General features: G+C 41.5%; 4 protein-coding genes and 2 pseudogenes. 1 reads left to right on the forward strand and 5 read right to left on the reverse strand.

Translation table 11 applies throughout. The features are described 5' to 3' along the window. The 3 genes and pseudogenes from DWX84_RS21045 to DWX84_RS21055 form a co-directional block, all read right to left on the reverse strand. A pseudogene (locus tag DWX84_RS21045) lies at positions 1-492 on the reverse strand (restriction endonuclease subunit S); the annotation flags it as partial. A 57-nt stretch (positions 493-549) separates the two neighbouring features. After that, positions 550-1542 (reverse strand): site-specific tyrosine recombinase/integron integrase, encoded by a 993-nt coding sequence (xerA, locus tag DWX84_RS21050; RefSeq protein WP_005859054.1) that lies wholly within the window; start codon positions 1540-1542, stop codon positions 550-552. Positions 1543-1574: 32 nt separating this feature from the next. Further along, positions 1575-1980, reverse strand: a pseudogene (locus DWX84_RS21055) (IS1380 family transposase); the annotation flags it as partial. A gap of 267 nt (positions 1981-2247) precedes the next feature. Here DWX84_RS21055 and DWX84_RS21060 point away from each other — a divergent pair. Beyond that, positions 2248-3615: a hypothetical protein gene (locus DWX84_RS21060; RefSeq protein ID WP_005640468.1), complete on the forward strand. Its 1368-nt coding sequence runs from the start codon at positions 2248-2250 to the stop codon at positions 3613-3615. A 190-nt stretch (positions 3616-3805) separates the two neighbouring features. Here DWX84_RS21060 and DWX84_RS21065 read toward each other — a convergent pair whose 3' ends face one another. Together DWX84_RS21065 and DWX84_RS22055 are read right to left on the reverse strand one after the other, a co-directional pair. Beyond that, complete coding sequence (locus DWX84_RS21065) at positions 3806-4663, reverse strand: transposase (protein ID WP_227154503.1); 858 nt, start codon at positions 4661-4663, stop codon at positions 3806-3808. After that, positions 4617-5021, reverse strand: a complete 405-nt coding sequence (locus DWX84_RS22055; protein ID WP_005859047.1) for a hypothetical protein — start codon at positions 5019-5021, stop codon at positions 4617-4619. Before DWX84_RS22055 ends, DWX84_RS21065 begins: the two co-directional genes overlap by 47 nt. Positions 5022-5219 lie beyond the last annotated feature (198 nt).

Genomic DNA, 5219 nt, shown 5'->3' on the forward strand with positions numbered 1-5219 from the left:
TAAATTCTGATTTATCTGCTCATTGAGTCTGATTTTTTGGTCAAGATTCAAGAAAAATGTGCCAATGCTTTCCTCCGAACAAGAAAGTGTTGGCATTTCATATCTTAGAATTTGCTCTTTATCTCCACGAGGCATTTTACTTCCTTTGGCTCCTTGCATTACATAGTCAAAAAAAGAATCTTGAAGTAGTACGGCATAAAGAAAACTTGGCGAATGTCCCTCTTTAGCTCTAAAAACCAACACGTCAGAAGAGGCTCCACCGTCTATATCTGCAAACCAAACCTTTTTGAGATATGGTCTGATATTTGCTATTAATACATCGCCATGTTGATAGCGAGTGAGACAACAAGACTGTGGCGGAAGATTGGTTGCAATTTCCCGTCCTTTTTTGTTTTGTAATATGCAGTCTGTAGTAACATATTCGCGTAAGGCAATATCGTTGCTACTGATTTTGTCGGTTACATAATCTGCGATTGATGATAACTTAGTCATATACATCCTGTTTTGGATGCAAAGTTACATAATTTTAGGCAGATTCTTGTGGTTCAGTTATCCCAAATATTTCTTATGCGCCAACTTTACATTGTTTTGATTCACAATGGCATAGTGCAGTGTTGTGTCAATGCGTACATGACCAAGTAGTCGCTGCACCTGTTCGATGGGCATACCTTTGTCGATAGCCATTGTTGCAAGGGTACGACGGAACTTGTGAGGATGAACTTTTGGCATAGAAAGTGCTTGCCCCATTTTTCTGATTCTAACTTCCACACCGCTAATAGTCAGTCGTGAGTGTGGCGAATTGAGGGAAACGAATAAGGCTGGATTGCTGTCTGTTCGCTCATTAAGATATTGTTGCAAATGTAGTTTGGTACGGGCGTTGAAGTAAACAACACGTTCTTTGTTACCTTTTCCGAACACCACGCACTGCCGTTCGTGGAAATCAATATCTTCACGGCTCAGTTTGACCAACTCACCCACACGAATACCCGTGGATGAAAGAAAGTCTATAATAGCAAGATCTCGTTTGGTCGTGCAACTATCTCGAAGTTGCTCCAATTGTTCGTCAGAAAGCACCTCTTTTACAAGTGAATCTGTCTTAACCTTGTGAATGCGTCTTACCGGGCTTTTGGCGATATAATCTTCATCTTCCAACCATGCAAAGAAGCTGGAAAAGATTCGTCGCATATTGTCAATGGTCACTTTGCTCGATTGGTGTTCTTCTTGATAATCGGATAGATAAGTACGAATATCTGTTGTCGTAATGTGACAAATTGCCAATGAAAGCGTGACTAACAACCGTTCAATGGTATTACGGTAGTAAGTTAATGTCTTTTCTGAACATCCCTCTATCTTTTTGGCTGATATAAAAGAGTTAAGAAGATGTTCATTCTCCTGCGTTTGCTGTGTGGCACAATCGCTCTTTTCAATGATTTCTACATTATGCAGTTCTGATGTAAGCACAGCTTTAAGCCGTGCCATTTGTCGGCAATCTAAGTCACGCTGCATTTCCGCAACTATCGCCTGAATGATGTTTTCTTTCATAATTCTAATAATTTTGTTCTTATATATAATATTAATTCTCCGGTAGCAATGAGAGACTTGACCAACAATTCGTTCATTGTGTCAGCTGTATTGAAGTCATATGATTTACCTGAGTCTGGAGATGAATACGTTATGTTGTCTGTAGTCAGTTCTTTTATGGCGCGAAGAATCGTGTCTGCGCTGCAGGTTTTAAGTTTGGGATGCAGGGAAAGATGGGGCATGAGATGAGTGGATATGTCTTCAATGCACGAGCCGCCACAGAAGAATACGCACATGAGAGAACGGATGATTTCACTGTATTGGTAACCATAGGTTCTGCTACGCAGTCCTATATGTGGAGTCGATTACGTCCGATAAAAGAGCATCAAATTGCTCCATGATTGAAAATATTCCGCCAAAAGGTGTGATTGAATCGAATTTTATTTGTACTTTAGCCATGTCTGCTGAAGATTGGTTTGATTTTTATTGCAACACGAAGTTAAGTGAATCTTCTGACATGACAAAGCACTGGGTAATACATTACTACTCAGTGCTTTAAATTATTCTTGTACAAAAGTGTTGCGGAAATTAGGTATATCAACAATTGAGGAAGCGTTATGCTTGTTTTGTTGTGACTCCACTCAAAATGCGGTGTTCCGGTTTCACGCTTCCATGTATTATCAGGTTCTTCCAAGAAACCTGGAAGGCGTAAAATAATCCACATTTATGAAGCAGTATTGGTCTTTTTTCAAATCAGGCAAGTTTGCTTTTCTTGCCTTGTTCTTCGTATCACTTACGGTAATATCTTGTGACAACGATGACGATAACAATGTTTCTCCCGATCCGCCTATTGAGAAAGGCGAAATTGAGCTTGCAGAAAATGCCCAAGCTCTCAACTATTTTGATTTTATCAATCCGAACGATGTGGAGATCTTAAATGCTGACACAACACAGATTCGTGTGAGCCAGGCATACCTGGATAAGATAAAGACAAAGGTAAACAAGAACGATGTGTTGTCTATATGGCGCAGCATTGACACGCCACCTTTCATTCGGAAGGTATCAAATGTATCGGCAAACGGAAAGGATGCTATTCTGACGACAACCCAAGGTACATTGGCAGACCTGATAGAGCATGGCGACTTCAAGCTGAGCACGGAATTGTATGTTAACTACGGCGAGAAAGGCTTGAAGAACCGTTATTCCAAAGACGGCGTTTATCATCCCAGCGTGGTTATCTTCAGCGGTACAGAAGACAATGGCAAAAAGTATGCAACAGCCGAAGAGCTGCTGGCCCAAGAAGCTACATGGCACATTTTCAACAAGGATGGAATAACCAATTATTCATACGAAGAAAAAGGCTTACGCATTGGACTGAAGGATGTACAGACCCACACAGCATTAGACCTTGAAATCGGCATCAACATTTCCTGGTTCAAATTACGTAACTTTGATTGCTACTTCACAGGTGAGTACAAACTGGATGGTCCTCTGTTCGTTGAATGGGATGTGAAGGATAAATCAAGCGGCGGTGAAGTCCCATTAGTCTATTATCCTCCTATTGTAGTTGTATTCCCGATAGCAGGTCCCATTCACATTTCGGTCATGGTTATACCCACTTTAACTATGGACTGTAATGCACATGCAAAAGGCACGATAGGCATAACTCTGCCCATGACTTTTGATTCTTCCTTTAAGCTGGGTCCTTCCTATGCAAGAGACAGAGGCTGGGTCTTTTATAAAGAATACAACCATTCGTTTAACTGCTATGTAGATCGAACCAACATCACTTACTCTGGTGAAGTGGCTGCAAGCCTGGGTGTATATTTCAAGACGGAAGTCAATATAGCCTATTGCGGAGGTCCTTTCGTTAAAGTAGGTCCTTCTGTTTCAACAGATCTGTCTGCAAGTGTAGTAACGGGTTCCGACTATCAGTTCAAGGTCAACACCAGCGGCAAGTTTAAGCTGGCCGGTAAGACAGGAGCCGAATTGCATATAGTGGGATATTCGTTAGGCAAGTGGGAAACGGAATATGTTTTAGCGGAGAAAGATGCCTGGAATAAAGAATTTATAGTAGATATGTGGCCTAAGTAGGGCTTTTAGCGGATAAACCTCAATCAGTCATTAGAACGAGAAAAGTAAAGCGACTGACTATTTTTATTCGTTCTAACGACCGAATTGGGTTAAAAGAGACAAAATGGGCGAGGAAGACCACTGAGCTTTCAGCCTATTTTGTGACTTTCACTTATAGTCTTAACAGTCCGTTAAAAATTCAACATATCGGCTAAGCGGCTTCTGCCACTATGCCAAATAGTTCTTGGATAAGTTTAGTATTAAAAGTTCTGTTCGGTTTCAGACCGGACTTGCTAAAAAATCTTTTGAACATATAAATATTACTCAGATAGGCCTTTAGCAATCCGATGGAAAGCGACGGATAGTATTGTTTCCGCATGACCTTTGCGATGTTTACCGAGGCCAGTGAAGCATTGAAAGCGAAGTCGAGTTTCTTCAAGTCTCTTGCTTGGCAATCATTGAGTCCGGTAAACTGCTTTGAATCCCGAAAGCAAAACTCAATCTGGAATCGTGTACGGTAGTATTCGATGATGTCTTTGGCCGGCATGTCAAGATCGGTGGAGAAATAGATTTTATGTCCTCCTGATTCCGGATAATGAACCACTACTTTGATGTTGCGTTTCATTGCTTTTGAATATGCCTTGACTGAGTAAGCCCTTCCTCCTTCAATGTCTAGAATCTCGCAATGCTGAAGGTCGAGTCTCTCAAAATCAATCTTCTCTCCTTTGATACGCGGTCGTCCCCGTTTGCCTGTGCGGACACCGTTATGTGAATACCACAAGGCGGCATCATCACGTAGGCGGCTGATGACATGAAATCCCAGCAGACAGGCTTCACCCACGAACTTAGCCTTTGAGAACCAAGCATCCGCAACGATATAACGTGTTATGCCGAGCAACTTGTCCCTGTATTTGCGGAGTACGTCAAGATACCAGTCCACAAGGTTGTAATCTTCGCCTTGCTTTTCCATATACGCCTTGTCCGGTGTCTGTTCCGCACGTAGCATCATACAGTCCCGACTATCAATGTCGATAATGCCAATGCCGAGAATCTCCAATCCTCGTTTCATTGCAGAAGCGCATCCCGACCAGAACTTGCCGATATAAGGGAGTCTTCTTTCCCGACTTTGAAATGTAGCTTGCGTCTATGGCAATGGCTTTCCTGGCGCTTTCACCAAACCGCTGCCGCATAAGGAAGAGATTGAACTGCATCCAGTCAAACCCACGTTCAAACAACTGTCGGAAGCGTTGTTCCGAGCTATCTGAGTAACGCCCCATTTGTGTGAAATTTATCTTTCTTGGTAGTACCATATACAAAATCATGAGTTGGATGAATGCTGTTTCAAAACTTTTGCGTAACTTCGCCGAACAACTTTTCAAAGCATCGGTTACGATTTCCTCATATTGGTCAAGTGCTGTCTTATTCATACCTTTAATGTGTGGTAGGATACCATTAAAGATAATGATAATCAGCCACTTGACCTATTTTATTTTGCTAAACTTTGTCAATTAACTTGTTTGTTCTCAACGGATTAGGTATAAATTTAACGAAGTATTGTAATATAAGAGACTGCTAAATCAGAATTTACCGATACTTGACCGTTCATCAAAAGTGGGAGAAGTTCG

The organism is Parabacteroides sp. AF21-43 (assembly GCF_003635435.1).
In the GTDB taxonomy this organism is placed as follows: Bacteria; Bacteroidota; Bacteroidia; order Bacteroidales; family Tannerellaceae; genus Parabacteroides; species Parabacteroides distasonis.